This window comes from Phenylobacterium sp., assembly GCF_036677185.1.
GTDB lineage: Bacteria > Pseudomonadota > Alphaproteobacteria > Caulobacterales > Caulobacteraceae > Phenylobacterium.
Genome location: NZ_JAKFEN010000042.1, coordinates 136,810 through 162,082, shown reverse-complemented (window position 1 = coordinate 162,082; position 25,273 = coordinate 136,810). Strand labels below are relative to the sequence as shown.

Here is a 25,273-nt window from a genome sequence, read left to right as displayed (position 1 = left end):
AATCCCGTCGGCGCGCGGCCTGCAAGTCCGCTCCACAACCGACACGGATGTGATGTTTGGAGCGCCTCATCCCCGATCCCCTGACCGGCCGCCGCGCCCTGCTAGCACGGATCATCGGCACCATCGGACAGGGATGAGGGACAGATGAGCGACGGCAACTTGATGCAGTCCAGCGGCAAGAACGGTCGCACGACGCAGGTGGACGCCCTGGTGATCGGCGCGGGTTTCGGCGGCATGTGCATGGTCCATCGCCTGCGCGGCATGGGCCTGTCCGTGCAGGGGATCGAGGCCGGCGGCGGCGTGGGCGGGGTCTGGTACTGGAACCGCTATCCCGGCGCCCGCTGCGACCTGATGAGCATCGACTACAGCTATTCGTTCTCCGAGGAGATCCAGCAGGAGTGGACCTGGTCCGAGCAGTTCGCGGCCCAGCCGGAGATCCTCGCCTACGCCAATTTCGCCGCCGACCGGCTCGACCTCCGAAAGCTGTTCCAGTTCAACACCCGGGTTGAGAGCGCCGAGTTCGACGACGTCCGTCGCCTGTGGGTCGCCAGGACCGATCGCGGTGAGATGATCGAGGCGACCTACTGCATCATGGCCACCGGTCCGCTCTCCATCCCCAAGGAGGTCGGCTTCGAGGGGGCGAACGACTTCAAGGGCGAGATTTACTACGCCGCCAGGTGGCCGCACGCGCCGGTGAGCTTCGCCGGCAAGCGGGTCGGCGTCGTGGGCACCGGCTCGACGGGCATCCAGATCGTCCCGGTCGTCGCCGAAGAGGCCGATGAGCTCTTCGTGTTCCAGCGCACGCCAAGCTTCACCATGCCCATGAGGAACAAGCCGCTGGACCCCGAGTACGTCGCCCAGGTGAAACGGCACTACCCTGCGCTTAGGGCCTCGGCGCGCAACACCGCGATCGGCGGGGTCCGGCCCATTTCCAGCCGCCCGCTGTTCAGCGTGACGCCCCAGGAGCGTCTGGAGCTGATGGAGGATTCCTGGGCGCGCGGCGGACTGGCGTTCCTGGGCACGTTTTCCGACCTGCTGACCAATTCGGAGGCCAACGAGATCGTCGCCGAGTTCGTCCGCGGCAAGATCGGTGAAGTGGTCAAGGATCCCGACACCGCCGAGCGCCTGAAGCCGCGCGGGTATCCGATCTTCGCCCGTCGTCCCTGCCTGGACACCAACTACTACGAGGCCTTCAATCAGCCGAACGTCCATCTGGTGGACCTGCTCGAGGATCCCATCGTGCGCCTCACCGAGCGGGGCGTGCGGACCCAGGCTCGGGAGATCGAGCTCGACGTGCTCATCATGGCCACCGGCTATGACGGCCTGACAGGCGCCATGCTGGCCGTCGACATCAAGGGCCGGGGCGGGAGCCGCTTGAGCGACAAGTGGCGCGATGGGGCCCGGTCCTATCTGGGCCTCGCCATGGAGGGCTTCCCGAACCTCTTCATGATCTGCGGCGCCAACGGCCCCGCGGCCCTGGCCAATATCGTCACCCTGGACGAGCAGAACACTGATTGGATTGCGGAGTGCATCGATCACATGCGTCGCAACCAGCTCGCCACGGTTGAAGCCGAGGCCGCGTCGGAAGACCAGTGGATGGCCGCGATCTCGGCCCTGGCCGAGAAGTCCCTGATGCCGAAGGCCAACACCTGGTACGTCGGCGCCAATGTCGCGGGCAAGCCGAGGGTGTTCAGCCTCTATTCCGGCGGCTTCAACAAGTATCGCGAGATCTGCGAGGCCGTGACCGCGGACGGCTATCGGGGGTTCTCGTTCGAGCGGTCGCAGAGCCCGGTCGAGGTCTGATCGTCGGATGGCGCCGCACATCGAGATCATCGGACGCGACCGCTGTCGGCTCGGCGAATCCCCGGTCTGGGATCCGGTGCTGAAGCGGATCTTCTGGGTGGACGCGCGCGCGCCGGCGATCTGGTCCCTCGATCCCGAGACGGGCGACCAGACCTCGCTGTCGGCGCCGGACATGGTCGGCAGCATCGTGCTCGGCGAACCCGGACAACTGGTGGCCGGACTGCGCCATGAAGTGTGCCGCGTGGACTTCGCCGCGGGGGTGTTCACGCCGCTGACCAGGCCGGACGCGATCCTTGCCGCCGAGCGATTGAACGACGGCAAGACGGACCGCGCGGGCCGCTTTGTGACGGGCTCGCAGCACCACGCGGACGGCGGGACGCCGGAGGGCAGGCTCTTTCGCTTCGACCGGGGCGGGATCTGCGAGGTGCTGGAGGCCGGCGTCGAGATCTCGAATTCGATCTGCTTCAGCCCTTCCGGCGACCGGCTCTATTTCGCCGACAGCCTCCGCCAGGCCATCTGGACCTATGCCTACGATATCGAGACGGGCCAGGTCGGGCCGCGCGAGACCCTGATCGACACCGCGCCTCTAGGCTCGGCGCCAGACGGCGCGACCGTCGACGCCGAGGGCCGTCTGTGGGTGGCGCTCGTCCAATCTGGGCAAATCGCCTGCATCACGCCGGATGGGAAGCTGGAGCGGCTGATCGACTGCCCGATCCCGTTCCCTTCATGCCCGGCCTTCGGTGGCGAGCGCCTCGACGTGCTCTACGTCACGGCGATTTCCGACTCTGGCGGGCGGCTCAAGACGGACCACCCGGATGGCGGCCGGCTCTTCGCCATCGAGGGTCTGGGCGTGCAAGGGATCGCCGAGACACGCTGCCGGCTCTGACGGCGCCGCGAGATTTCATATGCGATCTTGGCGCGCGCCGGCGGCGGCGCGGCGACAGTTCGGCCGGTCCGCCTAGAACCTGGACACAGTCATACGCTGTTCGACAGGACGCTCATGGATCTCGATCTCGACCCCGCCGACCGGGCCTTTCGCGACGAGGTTCGCGCCTTCTTCGCCGAGAATACGCCGGACGCCTTCAAGGCCCGGGTGCGCGCGGGAATGCGCCTGGAGCCGCACGAATTCGTCGCCTGGCAGAAGCTGCTACATGCGCGCGGCTGGGGCGCGCCGTCCTGGCCGAAGGAGCACGGCGGCACGGGCTGGACGCCGACCCAACTCTACATTTTCGAGACCGAGGCCTCATTGGCCGATGCGCCGGTCCAGTACCACCAGGGCCTCGAGCTGATCGGCCCGATCATCTTCACCTTCGGAAACGCCGAACAGAAGGCGCGCTACCTGCCGCGGATCCTCTCCAGCGACGACTGGTGGTGCCAGGGATATTCCGAGCCCAACGCAGGTTCGGACCTGGCCTCGCTGAGCACGCGGGCCGTGCGCGACGGCGATCACTATGTGGTCGACGGCCAAAAAATGTGGACGAGCTACGCCCAGGTCGCCAATCGCATGTTCTGTCTGGTCCGGACCGATCCGGAGGGGCGCAAGCAGGCGGGGATCTCGCTGCTGTTGCTCGACATGGACATGCCCGGGATCAGCATCCGGCCGATCATCACCATGGACGAGATCCACCACACCAACGAGGTGTTCCTGGATAAGGTGCGGGTTCCGGCGGCCAACCTGATCGGTGAGGAAGGCCAGGGCTGGGGCTACGGCAAGGTGCTGCTGGATCGCGAGCGCGGGGTGACGGCGGCCACCACCATGCGCCTCCGCCAGCAGCTGCGCGGCGCCCGGGCCGCCGCGGCCGAGGCCCGGATGCTCGACGATCCGGTGACCGCCGACCGTCTGGCCCAGCTGGAGATCGAGGTGATCGCCCTGGAGGGAATGGTCATGCGGACCATGGCCGAGGCGGCGTCGGGCAAGGATTCCGGCCCGCGCGCCTCGATGATCAAGGTCCGCTGGTCGGAGCTGCTGCAGGAGGTCACCGAGTTTTGGGTGGAGACCCTGGGCTACGACGCCGCGGCCTTCGGGCCGATCGGAAACGGGGCGCCCACCGAGCCCTGGCCGATGATGGGCATGCTCTATTCGCGCGTCACCAGCATCTACGGCGGCGCCAACGAAATCCAACGCAACATCATCGCCCGCCGGGCGCTGGGCCTCTAGGCAGGAGCCGCCGACCGATGAATTTCGAGCTCACCGACGAACAGCGCCTGCTGCAGGACAGCGTCCTGCGCTTCGCCCGCGACCACTATGACTTCTCCGCCTGGCGCGCCCGCACCGGCCGTGGCGAGGGCTTCGACCGCGGCCTGTGGAAGCAAATGGCCGACCTCGGCTGGCTATCCCTGACGGCGCCGGAGGAAGACGGCGGCCTGGGCGGCTCGCCGGTCGACACCATGGTGATCATGGAGGGCGTCGGCCGGGCCTTGATGCTGGAGCCCTTCGTCGCCGGCGCGGTGTTCGCGCCCACGCTGCTGCCGCACCTGGCCGGGCCCGAACGCACGGACCTGATCGCCGCGGCCATGGCGGGGGAGGCGGTGTTCACCCTGGCCGACGCCGAGCCGGACGGGCGTTTCGAGCTCGCCGCGGTCTCCACGCGCGCCGAGCGCACAGCGACTGGCTTCCGCCTGACGGGCGAGAAGAGCCACGCCCTGGATGGGGCGGAGGCCGACTGGTTCATCGTGCCGGCGCGGACGTCCGGCGAAGGCGCCGAGGAGGCGGGGATCACCCTGTTCCTCGTGGCCAGGGATGCGCCGGGTCTCATCGTCCGCAGTGTCCGCGCCATGGACCATCGGCGCAATGCGAGCCTGTCTCTGGACGGCGTCGAGGTATCCGCCGGAGCCCTGATCGGCGAGGTCGACCAAGGGTTCGGCCTGGCGCGCCACGCGGTGGACCTGGCGATCGTCGCCCGCCTGGCCGAGGCGGTGGGCGCGATGGACGCGGCCTATGAGCAGACCCTGCAACACCTCAAGACACGCAAACAGTTTGGCCAGGCCATCGGCTCGTTCCAGGCCCTGCAACACCGCGCCGTGGACATGGCCATCGCCTGCGAGGAAGCGCGCTCGATGACCTATCTGGCGACCATCGCCGTGAGTTCATCCGATCCCGCGCGCCGCCAGACGATCGCGGCGGCCAAGGCCCGGGTGGGACAGACCAGCCTCTATGTCGCCCGCCAGGCGGTGCAGCTGCACGGCGGCATGGGCTTCAGCGATGAGCTGGCCATCGGCCACTATCTCAAGCGCCTGGTGATGATCGATCTGGCCTTCGGCAACGCGGCCGAGCATCGTCGGCAGTTCGCCGCCGCCCGCGCGGCCTGAGCCGCGCAGGCGCGAACGGCCCTCTCAGGAGAACGAGGTGGCCAGCCCGCCGTCGACGGTCAGCACCTGGCCGGTCACGAAGCTTGAGTCCTCGCAGGCCAGGTAACGCACGGCGCGCGCGATGTCGTCGGGCGTGCCCAGCCGGCGCATCGGGGTCTGATCGATGCGGGACTGCATCTTTTCGGCCGAGACGACGGCGCGCACGCCCTCGGTGTCCACGGTGGAGGGCGCGATGGCGTTGACCCGCACGCCCACGGCGCCGAGCTCGGCGGCGGCCGAGCGGGTCAGGCCCGCCACCGCCGCTTTCACGCCGCAATAGAGCAGGGCGTTGGGGATCCCCAGCAGGGCGGAAACCGAAGCGATGTTGACGATCGATCCGCCGCCCGTGCGCTGCATGATCGGGGCGGCGGCCTGGATGCCCCAGACCACGGCCTTGAACCCGACCCCCAGCATGCGGTCCATGGTCTCCTCGGTGATGGCGGCGACGGGTTCGTAGCGGTTCCACATGGCGTTGTTCACCAGGACGTCCAGCCGTCCGAACCGCGCCGCCGTCGCCTCGAGAGCGTCGCCCAACGCCGCCCGGTCGGAGACGTCGGCGCCGATGGCGACCGCCTGGCCGCCGGCGGACCTGATCGCCTCGACGGTGGCCTCGGCCCAATGGGCCTTGAGGTCGACCACGGCCACGGCGCAGCCCTCGGCCGCCAGCAGTTCGGCGGTGGCGCGCCCCAGGCCGCGCGATGCGCCGGTCACCAGGGCCGACCGCCCGCTCAATCGTCCGCTCATGGTCTTCCCCTCAGAAAATGTCGTCACGGTTATGGGCCGCGTGGACGCCGAGGGCGGATCGTCATGAGCCGATCGGGACTTTATCGCCCATGTGAATTTCGGGATGTGGGCGTGAGGCGCTCGCCCATCGCGAAGAAAATGGCGCCGGCGCCCATGCGGACGCCGGCGCTTCGCGTATCGAGCCAACGCCGTGGGGCGCGGGCTCCCGCTCAGGCTTCCGGGGAGGAAGATGGGTGGAGCCTAGGGCTCCGCGGGCGTTGAGCCGTCACATCCGCTCAGGGCGGACGGAAAAATCCATGCGGGATATTCGCTGGCCGGCAGGGCGTCAGCCCAGGCCCTCGCCGCGCGCCGCGCACCGCAGGATGATCTCGCAGGGCGCGCCGGCGGTGTTGCGCCGCGCCTGGAGCTTCCGCAGCCCATCGACCACCTGGCCGAGGCCAGCGCGGTTGGCCTGGAGCAGGGGGCCGCCCTTCCAGGCCGGGAAGCCCAGCATGACCGTCCAGACCGCGTCCAGCAGCGGTGCGCTGAGGTTGTCCTCGACCTGCAGCAGTTCGGCCGCGCCATTGACCGCCGCCAGCAGGCACCGCTCGGCGATCACGTCGTCCGACACCGGCTGGCGGCAGATGCGCTGGAACGTGGCCGACGCCTGGATGATGCGGGCGACCTCGGGATCGAAGGTCAGATGGCTGGAGGCTTCGGCCCGGCGGTACCAGCCCGGCGCCGATCCGCCATGACGGTGTGCGTCGGACATCAGGTCCAGGGTCGGGGAGTAGCAGAGCCAAGGGTCGGCGGGGATCGCACCATCCGCGGCGACGCCGAACAGGGCGGCCATGCCCAGCCGGTCGGAGAGCGCGAACGGCCCCTCGCCGAAGCCGAACGCCATGAGGCAGCGGTCGACCTGGGACGGCGTCGCGCCCTCGTCGAGCAGGTGGACGGCCTCGCGCAGCAGGGGCCAGCGCAGCCGGCGGGCCAGGACCTGGCGCGCGGCCTCCGACCCCCAGCGCTCCAGGGTGGCCCGGCCCGCCGCGGCGTAGGCCAAGGCCTGGGCCTGGTCGGTCTTGGCGAGGGCGACCGCGGCCCTGGCCGTGTCGGCCATGGCCCGGCGGACCGGTAGGCGAGCGGCGGCGTCCAGGGCCTGCAAGGCGGCCGACGGCGCGGTCTGGTCCGGCGCTTCGCGCCGCACTCGCAGCCGGACGCCGAAGAGGTCGGCCTTGTCGCTGTCGGGGACGATCGTATCGGGGCGGCAGGCTCGCACATGGCCAACGCCCGAAACCCCCAGCTCGACCGCGGCGGCGACAATGTCGCGCTCGGCGATCACGTCGATCAGCCCGGCTTCCAGGGCCCGGTCGGCGTCCAGGGCCGCGTCGAAAATCAGCAGGTCGCTGGCGCGGGTCATGCCGATCAGTCGCGGCAGGCGTTCGATCGCGCCGTGGGTGGGCAGGCGCCCCGCCCGCAGGTCCGGCAGGCTGAAGCGCGCGCCGCGCGTCGCGACCCGCCCGGCGCAGGCGATGGCGAACTCGAGCCCGACACCCACGGCGTCGCCGGCGATGGCGGCGATCACCGGCAGACGCGAGCCGGCCACGGCCTCGACCACGGCGCGGAAGTCCGGCGCCGCGGCGCCGGGTCCTTCGACGAACACGTCCGCGCCCTGAACGACAATCGCGGTCAGATCACCGCGCGCGCCCAGGTCGAAGAGGGAGGTGATGAAGAGCTGCTGTTCCTGGGCGTCCCAGAGTCCAGGCGAGGGGAGCTCAAGGCGGATCACGGCGACGCTCGCGCGGATCTCGATGGTCGCGAACGGCAGGGCCTCGGCCTCCTGCGTCCGGCCGTGGAACGGCGCGCGGGCGTGGGCGAGGGCGTTCATCTGTCCACCAGGCGCGCGACTGGGCGGAACATGCGCGCGCGCGCCTGTGTCTTCGCCGTTCCCATCTCGTACCTCCCCATCCGGCTGTCTTGACTGCAGCACCGCGTGACCCGCGGCGTTCGGATTCTGGATCGTTCAGAGCCGCCGAAAGCTGCCCTGCCTCTTGATCATCCTCGATGTTCGCCCGTCCAACCTGTGCCGCCGGGACTGCAACGACAACCCCGCGCGAGCCGGGGTGCGCCATTATCAGCTATGTGAATTCCGAGCCCTCGACCGGCGGCCTGCCGCAACTGGCGCCCGGCCCCGATAGCCTTCCCGAATTCGATCGACGTCCGTTCCTCGGGGGAAGCATGTTGGGCCTAATGCAGGACACGCCGCTGTTGCTGTCCTCGGTGATTGACTACGCCGCGCGCTACCACGGCGGCGTCGAGGTGGTGTCGAAGACCGAGGCGGGCCGGATCGAACGCTCGACCTATGCGGCGGTCGCCAAGCGGGCGCGGCGGCTGGCGGCGGCCTTGCGCGGCCTGGGCGTGCAGCCCGGCGAGCGGGTGGCGAGCCTGGCGGTCAATTCCGCCCGCCACCTGGAACTCTACTACGGCGCGACCGGGGCGGGGGCGATCCTCAACACCGTCAATCCGAGGCTGTTCCCTGAACAGATCGCCTACATCCTGGAGCACGCCGAAAACCGCCTGGTGTTCCTCGACCCGGCCTTCGTCGCCCTGTTGGAGCCGTTCGCCGGCCAGATCCCGTCGATCCAGGGGTTCGTGCTGCTCTGCGAGCGCGAGGCCATGCCCAAGAGCAGCCTGGCCAACCTCATGTGCTTCGAGGACCTGATCGACGCTCAGGCCGACGACGCGCCCTGGACGCCTGTCGGCGAGCGCGACGGCGCGATCCTCTGCTACACCTCCGGCACCACCGGGTCGCCGAAGGGCGTCCTCTACAGCCATCGTTCGCTGGTGCTTCACGCCTTCTGCGCCACGGCGGCGGACGGCATGGGTCTGTCGAGCCGCGACAGCGTGCTGCTGGTGACGCCGCTGTTCCACGTCAACGCCTGGGGCGTGCCGTTCTCGGCGGCCATGTGCGGCGCCAAGCTGGTGCTGCCGGGCGCGGCCCTGGACGGCGAGAGCCTTTACAACCTGCTGCGCGACGAGGCGTGCACCTTCTCCCTGGGGGTGCCGACGGTCTGGCTCGGGTTCCTGGATTTCATCTCCGCCCATGGCGAACGCCTGAGCCTGTCGAGCCTGGCGCTGGAGCGCGTGCTGGTGGGCGGCTCGGCCGCGCCGCGGGCCTTGATCGAGAAGTTCGACTGGCTGCTGGGCGTCTATGTCATCCATGCTTGGGGCATGACCGAAACCAGTCCCCTGGCCACGATCGGCACGCCGCTTCCCGAACACGCCAAGCTGGAGCGCCAGGCGCGCTATGACATCCAAAGCCGCCAAGGGCGGGCGATATACGGGGTCGAGCTGCGGATCATCGACGAGGCCGGATTGGAGCTGCCCGCCGATGGCGTCGCGACGGGCGAACTGCAGGTGCGCGGGCCCTGGGTGCTGCGCCAGTACTTCAAGGCCGATGAGCCCGCCGTGGACGCCGACGGTTGGTTCACCACGGGCGACGTGGCGCGCCTCCTGCCCGACGGATTCCTGCAGATCACCGACCGGTCGAAGGACGTGATCAAGTCCGGCGGTGAGTGGATATCGTCCATCGACCTCGAGAACGCCGCCGTCGCCCATCCAGAGATCCGCGAGGCCGCCGTGATCGGCGTGCCGCATCCGAAATGGCAGGAGCGTCCGTTGCTGTTGGTCGTGCCGCGGCCCGGCGCCGCGCCGGCCAAGGAGGATATTCTCCGGTTCCTCGCCAATCGGGTGGCGAGGTGGTGGCTGCCGGACGATGTTATCGTGGTGCCGGAACTGCCGCACACCGCGACGGGCAAGCTGCTCAAGACCGCGCTGCGTGAGACCTATCGCGACCACCTGTCGCGCGCCGACATCGAGGCGAACTGAGATGGCGCAAGCAAGAGCGGTCATCGTCACGGGCGGCGCGGACGGCATTGGCTGGGCGATCGCGCGCCGGTTCGCCGCGGCCGGCGACCGGGTGCTGATCGCCGACCGCAACGGCGAAGCGGCCCAGGCCCGCGCCGCGAGCCTGGGTGAGGCGCATGTGGGGCTGGCGGTGGACGTCTCCGTGGAGGCCGACGTCAAGGCGATGGTCGCCGCCTGCCTGTCGGCCTTCGGCCGCGTCGATGTGCTGATCAACAACGCCGGCGTGATCGACGCCCAGGCCAAGCCAGTGACAGACCAGCCGCTTGACGAGTTCCGGGCGCTGATCGGCGTCAACGTGACCGGCGTCTTCATGGCGGCGCGGGAGGCGGGCCGGGTGATGCTGGCCCAGGGGCAGGGCGCGATCGTAAACCTGGCCTCGGGCGCCGGGGTGGCCGCCGTGCCGTTCCGCAACGGCTACGGCGCGAGCAAGGCCGCGGTGGCTTCGCTGACCCGGACCCTGGCCTGCGAGTGGGCCGGTCGTGGGGTTCGCGTCAACGCGGTCGCGCCCGGCTACACCCGCACCGACATGGTCGAACGGCTGATCGCCAACGGCAAGGTCGATCCGGCCCTGGTCGAGCGGCGCATCCCGCTCGGCCGGATGGCCGCGCCGGACGAGATCGCCGAGGCGGTGTTCTACCTGGCGTCCGACGAGGCGTCCTACGTCACCGGCGCCCTGCTTGTGGCCGACGGAGGGTTCCTGGCCTTCGGCGGTACGGGACCGGCTTCGACCCGTCCCGCACCTCATGTCCCGGCGCCGGGTCCGCGCACCGTGGCGGTGACCGGCGGCGCCAGCGGCATAGGCCGGGCCGTCGTCGACCGGTTCGTCCGCGATGGAGACCGGGTGCTGGTGATCGACCGGGACGCGGCGGCGCTGGAGGCCCTCGCCGCCGACCTCGGCCCCGCGCATCTGGTGCGCAGGTGCGACGTCCTGGACGAAACCGGGATCGACGCGGCCATGAATGACGCCATGGTTCGTTGGGGGCGGATCGACGTGCTGGTGAACAACGCCGGCGTCGCCGACGTCTTCAAGCCGACGGTCGACCAGAGCGCGGCCGAGTTCCAGACCGTGTTCGACATCAACCTGACCGGCGCCTTCATCGCGGCCCGCGCGGCCGGGCGACGCATGCTGGACCGCGGCGGCGCGGCGATCGTCAATCTCGGCTCGATAGCGGGCCTGGCCGCCCTGCCGCAGCGCAACGCCTACTGCGCGGCCAAGGCGGGCGTGGGCATGTTGACCAAGAGCCTCGCCTGCGAGTGGGCCGAACGCGGAATTCGGGTCAACGCCGTGGCGCCCGGCTACATCGAGACCCCGGGTCTCCTGGCCTTGAGAGACAGCGGGGCGCGCCGCTTCGCCGATGTGTTGAGGCGCACGCCGATGGGCCGCCTGGGCTTGCCGCGCGAGGTGGCCGACCTGGTCGCCTTCCTGGCCGGCGACGCGGCCAGCTATGTCACGGGATCGGTGGTCAGTATCGACGGCGGCTGGCATGCCTTCGGTGACGCCGGCGACGCCAGCGACGGCTAGGTCAGGGCCTCCTGGGCGTGGTCTTCGTCGGCCTCGGCTTCTGGGTCCGCAAGCTCCGATTCAGCCGCCGCCGAGGCCAGGTTGAGCTTGCGCTCGTACTCGGCGATGGCTTCACGCATGGTCGCGATGATTTCGCTGCGCTTGCGGGCGATCCGGCTGTTGAGGCCGCCCACGCCGAGCGTCAGCGGCATGCCGTGCGGGCTCTTGGGCAAGGGCATGGCCAGGCCCGCCGCGTCGGGGAAGGGGAAGGCCGCGAGCAGGCTGTAGCCCTCGCGCCGAATCCAGGCGAGCTGCTCGCTCAGTTCGTCGATGTTGATCTTCGCCGAGCGTCCCTGCTCGTAGGCGTTGATGTGCCGGATCAGCTTATCGACCGTCTTGGGCGCCATGCCGCTCAGCAGCACCAGGCCCGCGGCCGAGTGCGTCAGCACCCGCATGCTGCCTTCCGAAGGCGGGACCTTGTAGGGGTGCGAGGGCTGCAGCACCCGGATGTGCTGGATGAAGATGTCGTTCTGCGACGAGAGCACGACGGTCTCGTTGGTCTTCTCGAAGACCGTCTGCATCAGGCCCAGGACGTCGCCCGCGCCGTAGAGATAGTGGTTGATCCAGTCGCCGAGCGCCGCGACGCGGGGGGTGGGGAAGTAGGTGCGGGTCGGCCGGTCGTAGTTGAGGTAGCCCAGGACCACCATGCTCTTGAGCAGGGATGTGGTGCTGGATTGCGGATACGACAGCCGCTCGAAGATGAACTTCAGCCGCAGGGGCGTGCGCTGTTCATGGAAGAGCTCCAGGACCTCGAGGGTCCGGGCGGCTGACTTGATCGGGTCCCGACGCATTTCCAACCCCAGTGCGACGACGTCCTCATGGCGCGGCCTGCAGGCTCCGCATGTCCCAGGGAACTTGTCTGGAGGCTAGCGGTCCGCGGGGCGCGACGCGAGCCTGCTTCGAGCGCGCGAAATTCATATGGGATTTTTGAACGTCCCGCGGCGGTGATCGTGTTGGTCCCGGGGCGCGCGGATAGCTTTCCTCCCAAGCGCCGGACCTGGGCGCAGGCGCAGGAGAGGATGAGTTCATGGCATTGGTTCGTCTCGAGGTCGAAGATGGCGTCGCGGTCGTCACCCTCGACAATCCCCCCGTGAACTCCATGCCCATCGAGGCGGTCGAGGAAATGACCGCCATTTTCGACACCTTCAACGACCGCGACGACGTGCTGGTGGTGGTGCTGACCGGCGCGGGCAAGCAGTTCTGCGCGGGGGCCGACCTGAAGCCCGCGACCACCGGCGAGCCCGAGCAGGGCTATGAGTGGCGGCGCATGCGCAAGGTGCGCGAGATCAGCTACAGCATCATCGAGTGCAAGAAGCCGGTGATCGCCGCGGTGAACGGCGCGGCGCTCGGCGCCGGCCTTGGCCTGGTCGCCAGCTGCGACATCCTGGTGGCCTCCGAAAAGGCCGTGTTCGGCCTGCCCGAGATAGATGTCGGGCTGATGGGCGGGGGCCGCCACGCCATGCGGATCCTGCCGCACTCCCTGGTCCGCCGCATGGTGCTCACCGGCTACCGCGCGCCGGCCCGCGAACTCTTTGACCGCGGCGTGATCGAGGCCTGCCTGCCGCCTGAGGAACTGATGCCCTACGCGATGGGCATCGCCCGGCAGATCGCGGCCAAGAGCCCTCTGGCGGTGGCCTACGCCAAGGACAGCCTGGCGGCCATTGAGAACATGACCCTGCGCGACGGCTATCGCTACGAGCAGGGCAACACCAATCGCCTGAAGAAGAGCGACGACGCCAAGGAGGCCGTGCGCGCCTTCGTCGAGAAGCGTCCGCCGGTGTTCACCGGGCGCTGAGGCGCCATCCACCGACTTGGGGGACCTGCCCATGGGCTGGAACTACGGCGATATTCTCGACGCGGTCGCCCGCGTGGTCCCGGCGGATCGTCCGGCCCTGATCTGGGGCGACGACGTGGTGACCTGGGCGGCCTTCGATCGGCGGACCAACAACCTGGCACGGCGGATGATCGAGCACGGGCTGGCGCCGGACGACCGGGTGGCGGTCCTGTGCCGCAATCACCCGGCCTATATCGAGGCGACGGTGGCGGCGCTGAAGTCGCGCACGGTCAGCGTCAACGTCAACTACCGCTACACGGCCGACGAGATCGTCTACGTCCTGGAGGATTGCGGCGCCTCGGCGCTGTTCTACCAGGACAGCCTGGACGCCACGATCGCCGAGCTGAAGGCGCGGCTGCCGGGCGTGCGGCTGTGGATCCGGATCGAGTCGGACCGCCAGGTCCGCGCCGCGGCAGCCGGGGAACAGTCCTTCGAGGCCTGGGCCCAGGCCGGCGAGGGCGCGCCGCTCGACATCCAGCGCTCGCCCGACGACAGCTACCTCCTCTACACCGGCGGCACGACCGGACGGCCCAAGGGCGTCCTGTGGCGCACGGGCGACGCGCGGAAGGTCCAGCTGGAATCGCCACTGATCGCCAAGCGGCCTGCGGACCTGGCCGAACACTCGGCCATGGTGCGCGACAATCCGGCTCCCAGCCGCACCATCCCGGCCTGTCCGCTGATGCACGGCGCCGGCAGCAACGCGGTGATCGGCGAGCTGATGGCCGGCGGCGGCGCGGTGCTGCTGCCCTCCGACCGGTTCGACGCCGACGAGCTGTGGCGTGAGGTCGAGCGCACCGGCGTGACGCGGATCGCCATCGTCGGCGACGTCTTCGCCCGTCCCATGTTGCGCGCCCTGGAGGCCGCGCCGGGGCGCTACGACCTCTCGAGCCTGAAGGTCATCTCCTCGGCGGGGCTGATTTGGAGCGGCGAGGTCAAGGCGGGTCTGCTGGCGCACCTGCCGAAGGTGACCCTCGTCGACATCCTGGGCGCCTCGGAGGCGTCGGGCTTCGGCTACTCGGTGGCGACGGCGGACAATGTGCCGGCGACCGGCGTGTTCGCCGCCGGCGCCAAGACCGTGCTGATCGACCCGGATACGGGCGCCGTCCTTCCCAAGGGCGCGGCCGGCGAAGGCCTGCTGGCGCGCACGGAGCCCGTCGCGGCGGGCTATTATCGAGATCCGGCGAAGACCGCCGAGACCTATCGCATGATCGACGGGGTCCGCTACGCCGTGCCAGGCGACTTCGCCCGGCTCGGCGCGGACGGCCAACTCACCCTGATCGGCCGCGGGAACCTGTCCATCAACACCGGCGGGGAGAAGGTCTTCCCGGAAGAGGTGGAAGAGGCGCTCAAGCTCCAGCCGGGCGTCGAGGACGCGCTGGTGGTGGGCGAGCCGGATCCCACCTGGGGCAAGTCGATCGTCGCCATCGTCAAGTCCACGCCGGCCTTCGACGAGGCCGCGGTGCGCGCCGGCCTGCAGAAGACCCTGGCCGGCTACAAGCTGCCGCGGCGGTTCCTGCACGTCGACCTCGTGCCCCGGCATGAGAGCGGCAAGGCCGACTATCGAACCGCCCAGGCGCTGATCACCAAACAGGAGCCGGTAGAACACCTCTAGGTGCAGCGTGGTCCAGGACCCTGGATGCGCGCACCAATCGAATATCGCGAATGAAATATCGGGCCCTCCCTAGGGGAAGGCAGCGGGGTTCGCGAGGCGGTCGCCGATACTTTTATTCGCGAATGCGGCGTCCAACGGACGTTCGTTCAACAACAACATCGAGCTGCCCAAGGCGCTGCTCAAACTCGGGGGAAACAGGCATGCAAAGAACTAACAATCGGGCGCGTGTGCTTTCGGCTGGCGTGTCGCTGTTGGCCATCCTTGTCGCCATGCCGGCGCTCGCTCAGGAAGCTGCGCCGCAGGATGGCGACACCCTGATGAGCGAGCTCGTGGTGACCGCGCAGCGGCGCGAGGAGGCCCTGCAGGACGTGCCGATCGCGGTGTCCGCCTTCTCCCAGACCATGCTCGAGGCGCAGAAGATCGACGGCGGCGCCAACCTCCAGCGCGCCGTGCCGAACGTGACCTTCTCCAAGGGCTTCTACAGCGGCTACAACTTCCAGATCCGCGGCATCGGCACCAAGCAGACGGCGGTGACCGGAGACACCTCCACCGGCGTCCACCTGAACGGCGCGCCGCTCACCGAGAACCGCCTGTTCGAGGCCGAGTTCTTCGACGTCGAGCGCGTGGAGGTCCTGCGCGGCCCGCAGGGCACGCTCTACGGACGCAACGCCACGGGCGGCGTGGTCAACGTCATCACCGCCAAGCCGACGAACAGCTTCGAAGCCTCGATCCGTGGCGAGATCGGCAATTTCGACACCCGCAAGGTGCGCGCGATGCTCAACATCCCGCTCATCGACGACACCTTGGCCCTGCGGGTCGCCGGCTCCTATCTCAGCCGCTCGGGTTTCGCGACCAACCTGACCACCGGTCACGACATCGACGGCCGCGACCTCTACTCGGTCCGCGCCAGCCTGGCGTTCACCCCGGTCGAGACCTTCAAGGCCAATCTGGTCTGGCAGCACTTCGAGGAGGACGACGACCGCCTGCGCACCGGCAAGGGCCTGTGCACCCGCGACAACGGGCCTTCGTCGGTCGGCGGCGCGGCGGTGACCAACAACGTGGTGCGCGGTTTCCTCAGCCAGGGCTGCACCAACGGCTCGATCTATGCCGACGCCGCCAACGGCACGCCGAATTCGATGTCGACGCTGTTCGGGCTGCTGGCCTATCGGGGCGGTCTGGCGAGCGGGGACCTGAGCGCCAACAAGCGCCAGGTCGCCGACCTGAGCAAGGTCGAGTCGGCCATCGACCCGAGCTACTACGCCAAGGAGGACGTGCTGGAGCTCAGCGCCGCCTGGGACATCACGCCCTACCTGCAGTTCAACCTGCTGACCTCGTACTACAAAGGTGAGTACAGCTCCGAACAGGACATGTACCGGTTCGGCTTCCCGACGGTGTTCAACGCCACGGCGACGGCGCCGGGCGGGGTGGTGAACGATCCGCAGCTCGGGGCGGCGAACACGCTGCAGGTCTACGACTCCAACCAGCATCCGTCCGAGCAGTGGACCCAGGAGGTGCGACTGTCGTCTTCGTTCGAGGGGCCGCTGAACTTCAGCATCGGCGCCAACTACGTCGACTACGAGACGGTCCAGTCCTTCTACATCCTGTCGAACGCCCTCACGAACTTCGCCAGGGTGGCGAACGGAGGCGCGACCTGCGCGCTGGGCGCCACCAACTGCATCTACATCAACCCGAACGCGGAGCCCGACCCCAGCGGGCACGGCAACTATCTCAGCTATCAGCCCTACACCCTTGATTCCAAAGCGGCCTTCGGCGAGGTCTACTGGGAAGCGACCGACACGCTGAAGGTCACCGGCGGCCTGCGCTACACCAAGGACACCAAGACCCTCTACAGCTATCCGGTGAGGCTCCTGACGCCCGGTTCGGGCCTGACCCCCGGAGCGCCGGCCTCCTACACGGCTTCGTTCAGCGAGATGACCGGCCGGGTCGGGGTGGACTGGAAGCCGGACCTGTCGTTCACCGACAGCACGCTGCTCTACGCCTTCTACTCGCGGGGCTATAAGGGCGGCGGCCCCAACAATATCGGCGCCGGCGGCATCGGGGCGCCGCGGCCGATCTACGACCCGGAGTTCGTCAACGCCTTCGAAGTCGGCATGAAGAACACGCTGCTGGACGGGACCCTGATCCTCAACCTCACGGGCTTCTACTACGACTACAAGGGCTACCAGATCTCGAAGTTCGTGAACCGGATCTCGGTCACGGAGAACATCGACGCCAGGGTCGCCGGGTTCGAGGTCGAGGGCATCTGGGAGCCGGTGAACAACCTGCGGTTCAACGTCAATGCGGGCTTCCTGAACACCGAGGTCCAGAACGGCTCCTCCATCGATCCGGTCAACCGCACCCAGGGCAATCCTAGCCTGACCCTGGTCAAGGCCTCGAGCATGGCCGGGTGCGTCGCACCGACCGCGGCCCTGGGCAACCTGCTGGCGATCATCCAACAGCAGCCCGGCGCGGCCACGGTGGCGGGAGTCTCCGGCAATCCGCTGGCGCTGCTGGGCGTCTGCTCGGGGACCTTCGCCTCGCTCGGCGTGGTTCCGACCGAGGGCGTCGCGGCCAACCTGTCGGGCAAGGAACTGCCCAATGCGCCGCCCTGGACGGTGTCGCTGGGCGCCCAGTACACTTGGAACCTGCCCTCCGGCTGGGACGCCACGCTGCGCGCCGACTACTACCGGCAGGGGGAGTCCTTCTCCCGGGTCTACAACGCCACGGTGGACCGCCTCAAAGGCTGGAAGAACGGCAACATCTCGATCCAGGCGAAGAACGAAGACCTGGGCCTGGAGGTCGAGGCCTATGTGAAGAACGTCTTCAACGACCGGCCGATCACCGACACCTTCTTCGTCGATGAAGCCATGGGTCTGCTGCAGAACGCCTTCATCCTCGATCCCCGGACCTACGGCGTGTCGGTCACCAAGCGTTTCTGACCGGAAGGGGCCAGACCGGCCCCATGGCCCGGCGGCGGTCCTCGGACCGTCGCCGTCTCGCCAAGCATGGCGCCGTCCACGGCCGCCGCTCAGAGCCCTCCGAGGATAGAGTCCATGCACCAACGCGTCGCAGCCGCCGGCCGTATCGCTGGGGACGTCGGGCCAGGCTACCGGCGCTATGTCCTAGCCGTGCTGATGATCGCCTATGCGTTCAACATGCTCGATCGGCAGATCGTCACGATCCTGGCCGAGCCGATCAAGCAGGATCTTCAGCTCGCCGACTGGCAGCTTGGCGCGGTGACGGGGCTTGCGTTCGCGCTGTTCTACACCGTGCTGGGGATCCCCGTGGCGAGGCTGGCCGACCGCGCCAACCGGGTGAGCATCATCGCCGGCTCCCTGGCCATCTGGAGCGGCTTCACCGTGGCCTGCGGCTTCGCGCGCGGCTTTCCCGAGCTGCTCCTGATGCGGATCGGCGTGGCAACGGGGGAGGCGGGTTGCACGCCCCCGGCCCATTCCCTGATCACCGAGTACGCCCCGAAGGAAAAACGGGCCTCGGCGCTGGCCTTCTATTCCCTGGGCATTCCGCTTGGATCGCTGCTGGGCCTGACCATGGGCGGATTGCTGGCCGACAGTCTCGGCTGGCGGACGGCCTTCATGCTGGCTGGCGCCCCGGGCCTCCTGCTGGCGGTGCTCGTCGCCCTGACCTTGAAGGAGCCGCGTCGCGCCCTCGCCGTGGTCAGCGACCCGACACCTCCCTTGAGTTTCCGCCAGGCAATGGCGGAGCTTCGCGGCAAGCGCTCGTTCTGGCTGGTGGCGGCGGCAGGCGGTTTCTCCTCGTTCGTCTTCTACGGACACTCGGCCTTCTACGGCTCCTTCTTCCTGCGCACCCACGGCGAGGCGCTCGGCCGGCTCGGCGAGCAGAGCGGGCTTGGTCCGATCGGCGTCCTGGGTGTCGCCTTGGGTCTTCTGGTCGGCGCGGGATTGGGCGCGGGGACCTATCTCGGCGGCGTGCTGGCCGACCGCGCGGCGAGGACGGACATCGCCGGCTATGTCCGCATCCCCGCCCTGGCGACCCTCGTCGGCGCGCCGCTCTTCGCCGTGGTCATGGCGCCCAGCTCGATCGAACTGGCGCTGGCGCTGGTCCTGCCGGCCGTGCTGGCCAACGGCCTGACCTTCGGGCCCGCCTTCGCCGCCGTGCAGTCCATCGTGCGTCCCGACCTGCGCGCGACGGCCGCCGCGGTGCTGCTGTTCCTCGTCAACATCATCGGCCTGGGTCTTGGGCCGCTGACGATCGGCGTCCTCAGCGACATCCTCGCGCGGCATGTCGGCCCCGAGGCCGGCCTCCGCTGGTCCATGGCGCTGCTGGCTTCGGTGATGCTGATCGCCGCGGGCCTGTTTGGCCTGGCCGCACGCAGCATCCGCCAGGACGAGGTCGGCTAGCCCGCCCAAACGCCGCAGATCAATGGAGGCCCGATGCCGGCCGCGGAGACTCTCTTCCGACCCTACGATGTCGCAGGCCTGCGCTTGCCCAACCGCGTCGTGATGGCGCCGATGACCCGGTCGCGTTCACCGGGTGGCGTGCCGGGCCCGGACGTGGCCGCCTACTATGCGCGCCGCGCGAGGGCCGGTGTCGGACTGATCATCACGGAAGGCACGGTGGTGGAGCGCCCGGGGTCTGGCGACGATCCCAATGTGCCCAGGTTCTGGGGCGAGGCGGCCATGGCCGGCTGGGCCGAGGTCGTGCGCGCCGTGCACGCCGAGGGCGGGCGGATCATGCCGCAGTTGTGGCATGTGGGCGCCACCCAGGGCCGTCGCTCGCAATGGGCGGCCGACGCCCAGGTGGAGAGCCCGTCGGGCCTGATGGCGCCGGACGCGGCGTTCGGCCGGGCCATGACCGAGGCCGATATCGCCGACACCATAGATGCCTTTGCGTCGGCGGCGGGGCGAGCCGCCGGCCTGGGCTTCGACGGCGTCGAGATCCACGCCGCCCATGGCTATCTGATCGACCAGTTCTTCTGGGCCGGAACGAACCGGCGCACGGATCGGTATGGGGGCGCAAGCCTCGCGGACCGCACGCGCTTCGCCGTCGAGATTGTGCAAGCGATCCGCCGCGAAGTGGGGGATGGGCTGCCGATCTCCCTGCGAATCTCGCAATGGAAGCAGCAGGACTACGCCGCCCGGCTGGCCGAGGGGCCGTCCGAACTGGCCGCCATGCTGGAGCCGCTGTGCGAGGCGGGCGTGGATATCGTCCACTGCTCGCAAAGGCGCTTCTGGGAGCCGGCGTTCGAGGGCTCGGACCTGAACCTGGCAGGGTGGGCCCGCCACCTGACCGGCCGGACCGCCATGACGGTGGGATCGGTCGGCCTGTCCGGCGACTTCATCACTGGCTTTGGAGGCGAGGCGTCGGCGCCGACCTCCATCGATCAGCTCCTGGAGCGGCTGGGGCGCGACGAATTCGACCTCGTGGCGGTCGGGCGCGCCTTGCTCAGCGATCCGCATTGGCTGGAGAGCATCGCCCAAGGGCGCGGCGATCGGCTGCAGGCCTTCGATATCAGCAAGCTTGACCAACTCCATTGACTCCCCGCCGATGATCGGCGGCGAAGGGGATCCCATGACCGACACCGACAAGCTCCAGGAACTCTGGGATCGCGAGATGATCCGGGACTGCATCTATCGTTACTGCCGCGGGATCGACCGCAAGGACGAGGCGGCGCTGCGCTCCGCCTATTGGCCGGACGCCACCGACAATCACGGCGCCTACCAGGGCAGCGCCGAGGGCTTCATCGCCTGGGCGATGAAGACCCTGCCGACCGTCGAGCGGGGCATCCACCAGATCCACAACATCCTGATCGAGTTCAAACCCGGGGGTGCGGCGGTCGAGTCCTATTTCACGGCCCTGCAGCGCCAGACGGAGAATGGCGCCTTGGTCCAATGGGACATGGCGGGTCGCTATATCGACTGGTTCGAGAAGCGCGGCGATGCGTGGCGCGTGGCCCGCCGGCTGGTGGTGTTCGACTGGGTGGAGCAGATGCCCCTGCCGCCTGGAACCGAGGCCGAGCGCTTCGGCAGACGCCAACCGATCGGCGGCTCATGGCCGGACGACCCGGTCTATGGGCTGATCGGTTAGCCCGCGTCACCACCCCGCCCGCTCAACGCCCGAGATGGGATCAGCGGGGGCTGCCGTCTTCCCAATAGTAGCGACGGTTGCTCGGATCGTAGAAATAGTACCGCCCGGCCCGCTCGTCATAGTACTGGCGGCGGTTGACGCTGTCGTGGCGCGGGGTCGTCGCCGCGCCGATCGCAGCGCCCGCCGCGCCTCCGACCAGGGCCCCTGTCACCGAGCTATCGACCGCGGCGCCGATCGCGGCCCCGGCAAGCCCGCCGGTCGCCGCGCGCTCCGTCATCGTCGTGCCGCATCCCGCGGCGATCAGTCCGCTGGCGCTCACCAGCAGGATCGTGGAAATGCCTTTCATGGCGCACCTCGCTCGAACCGCCCCGCGCCCATATCTTCTCAACAGCTGTGGCCCCGCTAAGTTCCTGAAGGATCGACGCCGCGCCGCGAGGTCATTTCCCGCGCCATGACGCACCGATGGCTTCGAGGGTCTTGCCCTTGGTTTCCGGGATGAAGCGGATGACGAACAGGGCGGCCAGCAGGCTGGCGGCGGCGTAAAGCCAGTAGGCGAAGCCGTGATTGAAGGCGGCGATCAAGACGGAGTCGCCATCGATCACCTTGAACGACCAGGAGACCACCAGGTTGGCGAGCCACTGGACCGCCACGGCGATGGCCATAGCCTTGCCCTTGATCGGGTTGGGGAACATCTCTGAGAGCAGCACCCAGACCACCGGCCCCCAGCTCATGGCGAAGCCGGCCACATAGACCAGCATGGCCACCAGGGCGCCGACGCCCAGCGCGTGCAGATGGAACAAGGTCCCCAACGCCGCCATGGCGGTCGCCATGACCAGGGCGCCGGCGATCAGCAGCGGCTTGCGGCCGAACCGGTCGACCGTGAAGATCGCGACCAGGGTGAAGACCACATTGACCGAGCCCACCAGCACCGTTTGCAGGAGCGCGCTGTCGGAGGAGGCGCCCATGTTCCGGAAGATCTCGGGGGCGTAGTAGAGGACCGCGTTGATACCGACGAGCTGCTGGAAGGCCGAGAGCGTCAGGCCGATCGCCACCACGCCCATACCGAACGAGAACAGCTTGCCGCTATGCTCGCTCAGGCTGTCGCGGATTTCAGCGAGCACCAGTTCGGCCTCCTCGGGGCCGGCGACCCGGTTCAGGACGGCCCGCGCCTCGGCGTGGCGGCCTTTCATCACCAGCCAGCGGGGGCTGTCCGGCGCCCGGATCAGGAGCAGCAGGAAGGCCAGCGCCGGGATCGCCGCCGAGGCCAGCATGTAACGCCAGCCGGTCGTGAGCACCCAGGTGTCGTCGCCGAGCGCGGCGATCCCCCAGTTCACGAAATAGACGCCGACGATGCCCAGCACGATGGCCATCTGGTTGTAGGACACCAGGCGCCCGCGCTGGCTGGGGGGCGCGATCTCGGCGATGTAGAGCGGTGAGAGCATGGAGGCCAGGCCGATGCCGACGCCGCCCAGGATTCGATAGCCGACGAAGGGCCCGAGCGCGCCGGCGCCTGTCGCGCCCCAGATCGCCTCGGGAAAGGCCGAGCCCAGCGACGAGACGATGAACAGGGTGGCGGCCAGCATCATGCCGCCGCGCCGGCCCATGGCGTTGGCCGCCCAGCCGGCCAGGGCGCCGCCGATCACGCAGCCCAGCAACGCCGAGGAGACGGTCCAGCCGGCGAGGCTGTCAGCCGCCGTCTCCGGCAGGCCGCGCGGATCGATGAAATTGGCGTCGATGGCGGCCACGGCGCCGGAGATCACCGCGGTGTCGTAGCCGAACAAGAAACCGCCCAGCGTGGCGGCGAGCGCCAGCGCCGTGGCGGTGGCGGGCGGGGCGGGCAGGGCCACCTTGGCGGGCGCCGCTTCGTTCACTTGGAGGGACAAATGGCGTCTCCTTCGTTGTAGGTCAGCGCGATGTCGGCGACCGCGGCTTCGAGCTTGCCGGCCGTTGAGAGGTCGAAGGGGGTCGTGACCGCCGCCACGTCGGTTCCGGCGTCCCGGAAGCAGGACAGCCGGATCTTGTAGGTTCGCCAGGTGCCCACGCCGCCGCGGCGCAGCAGGTCGGTGACGTCGATAGCGCCGCCGTCGACGGCAAGGCGAACCGGCGCGGTGGGCGCGCCATCCAGGCGGAACCGAAAGCCCACGGCCATCTCGCCATTGGTGTGACGCGAGAGGTCGACCGCCGGACCGGTGATCGCCACCGAGGCGTCGCCGGCGCCGGTGAAGCTCACGGCGCGCCCGCTCTCCTGGGCGCCGGCGTCGACGACCCTGATCCGCACGCCGGCGCGGGGACTGGCGCCTTGGCCGGTGTTCGTCCGCGTCTCGCCGCCCGCGTCGCGCAGCATCAGCGACCAGGGCGCGATCACCGCACCGGCCACCAGATAGCGGCCGGGATTGGCGAGGGTGACCGGGACGCCGGCGGCCTCGGAGAGGGGAGGAACCTCGACCTTGGACGCGTAGGTCAGGCCGTAGCCGTAGGCGAACTGCGGATCGTAGCCGGGCTGGCCGACATTGAGCGGGCTCTGGGCCGCGCTCTTGGGCCAGGAGAAGGAGAGCTTGCCGGTGAAGTCGTGGCGCGGCTTGCCGTCCGCGCCGGCCATCAACAGGTCGGCGACCCCGCCGCCTTCGGACCCCGGCAGCCAGGCGGCGACGAAGGCGTCCGAGGCGTTGATCTCCGGATTGGTCCAGAGCGGCCGGCCGGACAGGAAGACCGAGACGACGGGGATGCCCTGGGCCTTCAGTCGTTTCAGGAGCGCCAGGGGTTCTTCGGGCGCGAAGTCCACCGTGTCGAGATCGCCCTGGAATTCGGCGTAGGGCGCTTCGCCGAACACCACGACGGCCACGTCCGGCCGGGTCTTGAAGGCGCCGTCGGGGGCGTATTCCGCGGCGACGCCGGCCGCCTCGGCGATCCCGGCCCAGATCGACTGGCCATTGGGGAAGTCGGCGTTCTTGTTGCCCGTCCCCTGCCAGGTGAGCGTCCAGCCGCCCGCGGCCTGGCCGATGTCGTCGGCGCCCCGACCGGCCACCAGGATGCGGGCGCCGCGCCGTATCGGCAGGACCGAGCCGTTGTTCTTCAGGAGCACCAGCGACTTGCGCACCGCCTCCCGGGCCAGGGCCCTGTGCGCCGGTGCGCCGAGCAGTTCCAGCTTTCCCTCGAGCGGGCGAGCGCCCTCGAACAGGCCGGCCTTCACCTTGACCCGCAGGATGCGGCGCACCGCCTCGTCGAGCCGGGCGCGGCCGATCTCGCCGGATTTCACCTGGGCCAGGGTGTTGGCGTAGAGCGCGCGCCAACTGTCGGGGGCCATGAACATGTCGAGACCGGAATTGAAGGCCTGCGGGCAGCTCTCGTTCGAGCAGCCCTCAAGTTGGCCATGGGCGTTCCAATCACCCACCGTGAACCCGGTGAAGCCCAGCGGCCCGCGCAGGGCGTCGGTGAGCACGCCCGCATTGGCGAGCAGCTTGGTTCCGTTCCAGCTCGAGAACGACGCCATGACGGTCAGCACGCCGGCGTCGATAGCCGGCGGATAGCCCGGAGCATGGATATCGACCAACTCCCGTTCGGAAAGGGTCGCGTCGCCCTGGTCGCGGCCCTTGTCGGTGCCGCCGTCAGCCAGGAAGTGCTTGGCCGAGCCCGCGATGCGGCCGGCGGCCAAGGGTTTGCCGGTCTCAAGCGCGCCCTGAAGGCCCAGGGTCATGGGGCCGGCATAGGCGGCCTGCACCTCGGGGTTTTCGGAATAGCCCTCGTAGGAGCGGCCCCAGCGGTCGTCGCGGGGCACGGCCACGGTGGGGCCGAAGGTCCAGTCGACGCCGGTGGCCGCGACCTCGCGGGCGGTGGCCTCGCCGATGCGGCGGATGAGGTCCGGGTCGCGCGCGGCGCCCAGGCCGACATTGTGTGGGAAGATGGTGGCGCCCAGGACGTTGTTATGGCCGTGCACGGCGTCGACCCCGAACATCAGCGGGATCTTCGCGCCAGGCCGTGTGGCCGCGGCCTCGCGAAAGGCCCGCCCCAGCTTCACCCATTCGACGGCGGGGGCGCGGTCATCCCCGCCGGGGGCGGAGTTGCCGCCGGCCAGAATCGAACCCAGCGGATAGGTGAGAAGGTCTTCGGGGCGGATGGAGCTGATGTCGCCTTGGACGACCTGGCCGACCTTCTCCTCCAGCGTCATCTTCGCCAGCAGGTTGGTGATGAAGGCTTCGGTCTTTTCGTCGGTCAGGGCCGCTGGGCTCTTGGCCTTGGGCCAGATCGTCGGGTCGATGGCGGGGGCGGCGGCAGGCGCGGCCGTCGCCAAGCCCCAGGCCATGGCCGTGGCGAGGGCAAGACTCGAAGTGCCTGCAAGCATGGCCATGACGCCGCCAATCCACTCGTGGTGTCAGGAAAAAGGGGCGGCGCGGCGTCGCCGCCG

18 protein-coding genes are annotated in these 25,273 nt (G+C 69.2%); 12 read left to right on the top strand and 6 right to left on the bottom strand.

Features of this window, described 5'->3' with window-relative positions; all coding sequences use genetic code 11:
• Positions 1-144 precede the first annotated feature (144 nt).
• The 4 genes from V6M51_RS22555 to V6M51_RS22540 all read left to right on the top strand — a co-directional run bounded on the left by V6M51_RS22555 (position 145) and on the right by V6M51_RS22540 (position 5,112).
• The gene (locus V6M51_RS22555) at positions 145-1,803 is read left to right on the top strand and encodes a flavin-containing monooxygenase (protein WP_332770478.1); all 1,659 of its coding nucleotides are present in this window, start codon (positions 145-147) and stop codon (positions 1,801-1,803) included.
• Between the two features lie 7 nt (positions 1,804-1,810).
• Positions 1,811-2,689 (top strand): SMP-30/gluconolactonase/LRE family protein, encoded by an 879-nt coding sequence (locus V6M51_RS22550; RefSeq protein ID WP_332770477.1) that lies wholly within the window; start codon positions 1,811-1,813, stop codon positions 2,687-2,689.
• A 114-nt stretch (positions 2,690-2,803) separates the two neighbouring features.
• Positions 2,804-3,961 (top strand): acyl-CoA dehydrogenase family protein, encoded by a 1,158-nt coding sequence (locus V6M51_RS22545; protein ID WP_332770476.1) that lies wholly within the window; start codon positions 2,804-2,806, stop codon positions 3,959-3,961.
• Positions 3,962-3,978: 17 nt separating this feature from the next.
• Positions 3,979-5,112 carry an acyl-CoA dehydrogenase family protein gene (locus V6M51_RS22540; RefSeq protein WP_332770475.1) on the top strand — a complete coding sequence of 378 codons (1,134 nt, stop codon included), beginning with the start codon at positions 3,979-3,981 and terminating at the stop codon, positions 5,110-5,112.
• A gap of 24 nt (positions 5,113-5,136) precedes the next feature.
• Here V6M51_RS22540 and V6M51_RS22535 read toward each other — a convergent pair whose 3' ends face one another.
• Both V6M51_RS22535 and V6M51_RS22530 read right to left on the bottom strand, forming a co-directional pair.
• Positions 5,137-5,895 (bottom strand): SDR family NAD(P)-dependent oxidoreductase, encoded by a 759-nt coding sequence (locus V6M51_RS22535; protein ID WP_332770474.1) that lies wholly within the window; start codon positions 5,893-5,895, stop codon positions 5,137-5,139.
• A 325-nt stretch (positions 5,896-6,220) separates the two neighbouring features.
• Positions 6,221-7,759 (bottom strand): enoyl-CoA hydratase/isomerase family protein, encoded by a 1,539-nt coding sequence (locus tag V6M51_RS22530; RefSeq protein WP_332770473.1) that lies wholly within the window; start codon positions 7,757-7,759, stop codon positions 6,221-6,223.
• 350 nt (positions 7,760-8,109) lie between these two features.
• Here V6M51_RS22530 and V6M51_RS22525 point away from each other — a divergent pair, with 350 nt between their 5' ends.
• Together V6M51_RS22525 and V6M51_RS22520 are read left to right on the top strand one after the other, a co-directional pair.
• Positions 8,110-9,759: a long-chain fatty acid--CoA ligase gene (locus V6M51_RS22525; RefSeq protein WP_332770472.1), complete on the top strand. Its 1,650-nt coding sequence runs from the start codon at positions 8,110-8,112 to the stop codon at positions 9,757-9,759.
• Between the two features lies 1 nt (position 9,760).
• Complete coding sequence (locus tag V6M51_RS22520) at positions 9,761-11,320, top strand: glucose 1-dehydrogenase (protein WP_332770471.1); 1,560 nt, start codon at positions 9,761-9,763, stop codon at positions 11,318-11,320.
• On the opposite strand, the gene V6M51_RS22515 is transcribed toward V6M51_RS22520, so the two are convergent.
• A complete protein-coding gene (locus tag V6M51_RS22515) occupies positions 11,317-12,150 on the bottom strand; it encodes an IclR family transcriptional regulator (RefSeq protein WP_332770470.1) in 834 nt (277 codons plus the stop codon). The genes V6M51_RS22520 and V6M51_RS22515 overlap by 4 nt on opposite strands.
• Positions 12,151-12,386: 236 nt before the next feature.
• Between V6M51_RS22515 and V6M51_RS22510 the strand changes: the two genes are divergently transcribed.
• From V6M51_RS22510 to V6M51_RS22485, 6 genes are all read left to right on the top strand, one after another.
• On the top strand, positions 12,387-13,154 hold the full coding sequence (locus V6M51_RS22510; protein ID WP_332770469.1) for an enoyl-CoA hydratase/isomerase family protein: 768 nt from the start codon (positions 12,387-12,389) through the stop codon (positions 13,152-13,154).
• A 31-nt stretch (positions 13,155-13,185) separates the two neighbouring features.
• Positions 13,186-14,805 (top strand): acyl-CoA synthetase, encoded by a 1,620-nt coding sequence (locus tag V6M51_RS22505; RefSeq protein ID WP_332770468.1) that lies wholly within the window; start codon positions 13,186-13,188, stop codon positions 14,803-14,805.
• A gap of 200 nt (positions 14,806-15,005) precedes the next feature.
• Positions 15,006-17,744: a TonB-dependent receptor gene (locus tag V6M51_RS22500; protein ID WP_332770467.1), complete on the top strand. Its 2,739-nt coding sequence runs from the start codon at positions 15,006-15,008 to the stop codon at positions 17,742-17,744.
• A 114-nt stretch (positions 17,745-17,858) separates the two neighbouring features.
• Entirely contained in the window at positions 17,859-19,184 is a 1,326-nt protein-coding gene (locus tag V6M51_RS22495; RefSeq protein WP_332770466.1) for a spinster family MFS transporter, read from the top strand.
• A 33-nt stretch (positions 19,185-19,217) separates the two neighbouring features.
• On the top strand, positions 19,218-20,321 hold the full coding sequence (locus tag V6M51_RS22490) for an NADH:flavin oxidoreductase (protein ID WP_332770465.1): 1,104 nt from the start codon (positions 19,218-19,220) through the stop codon (positions 20,319-20,321).
• 34 nt (positions 20,322-20,355) lie between these two features.
• Positions 20,356-20,871, top strand: a complete 516-nt coding sequence (locus tag V6M51_RS22485; RefSeq protein ID WP_332770464.1) for a nuclear transport factor 2 family protein — start codon at positions 20,356-20,358, stop codon at positions 20,869-20,871.
• A 40-nt stretch (positions 20,872-20,911) separates the two neighbouring features.
• Here V6M51_RS22485 and V6M51_RS22480 read toward each other — a convergent pair whose 3' ends face one another.
• The 3 genes from V6M51_RS22480 to V6M51_RS22470 form a co-directional block, all read right to left on the bottom strand.
• Positions 20,912-21,217 carry a hypothetical protein gene (locus V6M51_RS22480; RefSeq protein WP_332770463.1) on the bottom strand — a complete coding sequence of 102 codons (306 nt, stop codon included), beginning with the start codon at positions 21,215-21,217 and terminating at the stop codon, positions 20,912-20,914.
• A 91-nt stretch (positions 21,218-21,308) separates the two neighbouring features.
• On the bottom strand, positions 21,309-22,754 hold the full coding sequence (gene xylE / locus V6M51_RS22475) for a D-xylose transporter XylE (RefSeq protein WP_332770462.1): 1,446 nt from the start codon (positions 22,752-22,754) through the stop codon (positions 21,309-21,311).
• Positions 22,739-25,210, bottom strand: a complete 2,472-nt coding sequence (locus V6M51_RS22470; RefSeq protein ID WP_442957876.1) for a glycoside hydrolase family 3 N-terminal domain-containing protein — start codon at positions 25,208-25,210, stop codon at positions 22,739-22,741. The genes xylE and V6M51_RS22470 overlap by 16 nt, the downstream gene beginning before the upstream one ends.
• Positions 25,211-25,273: the final 63 nt, after the last annotated feature.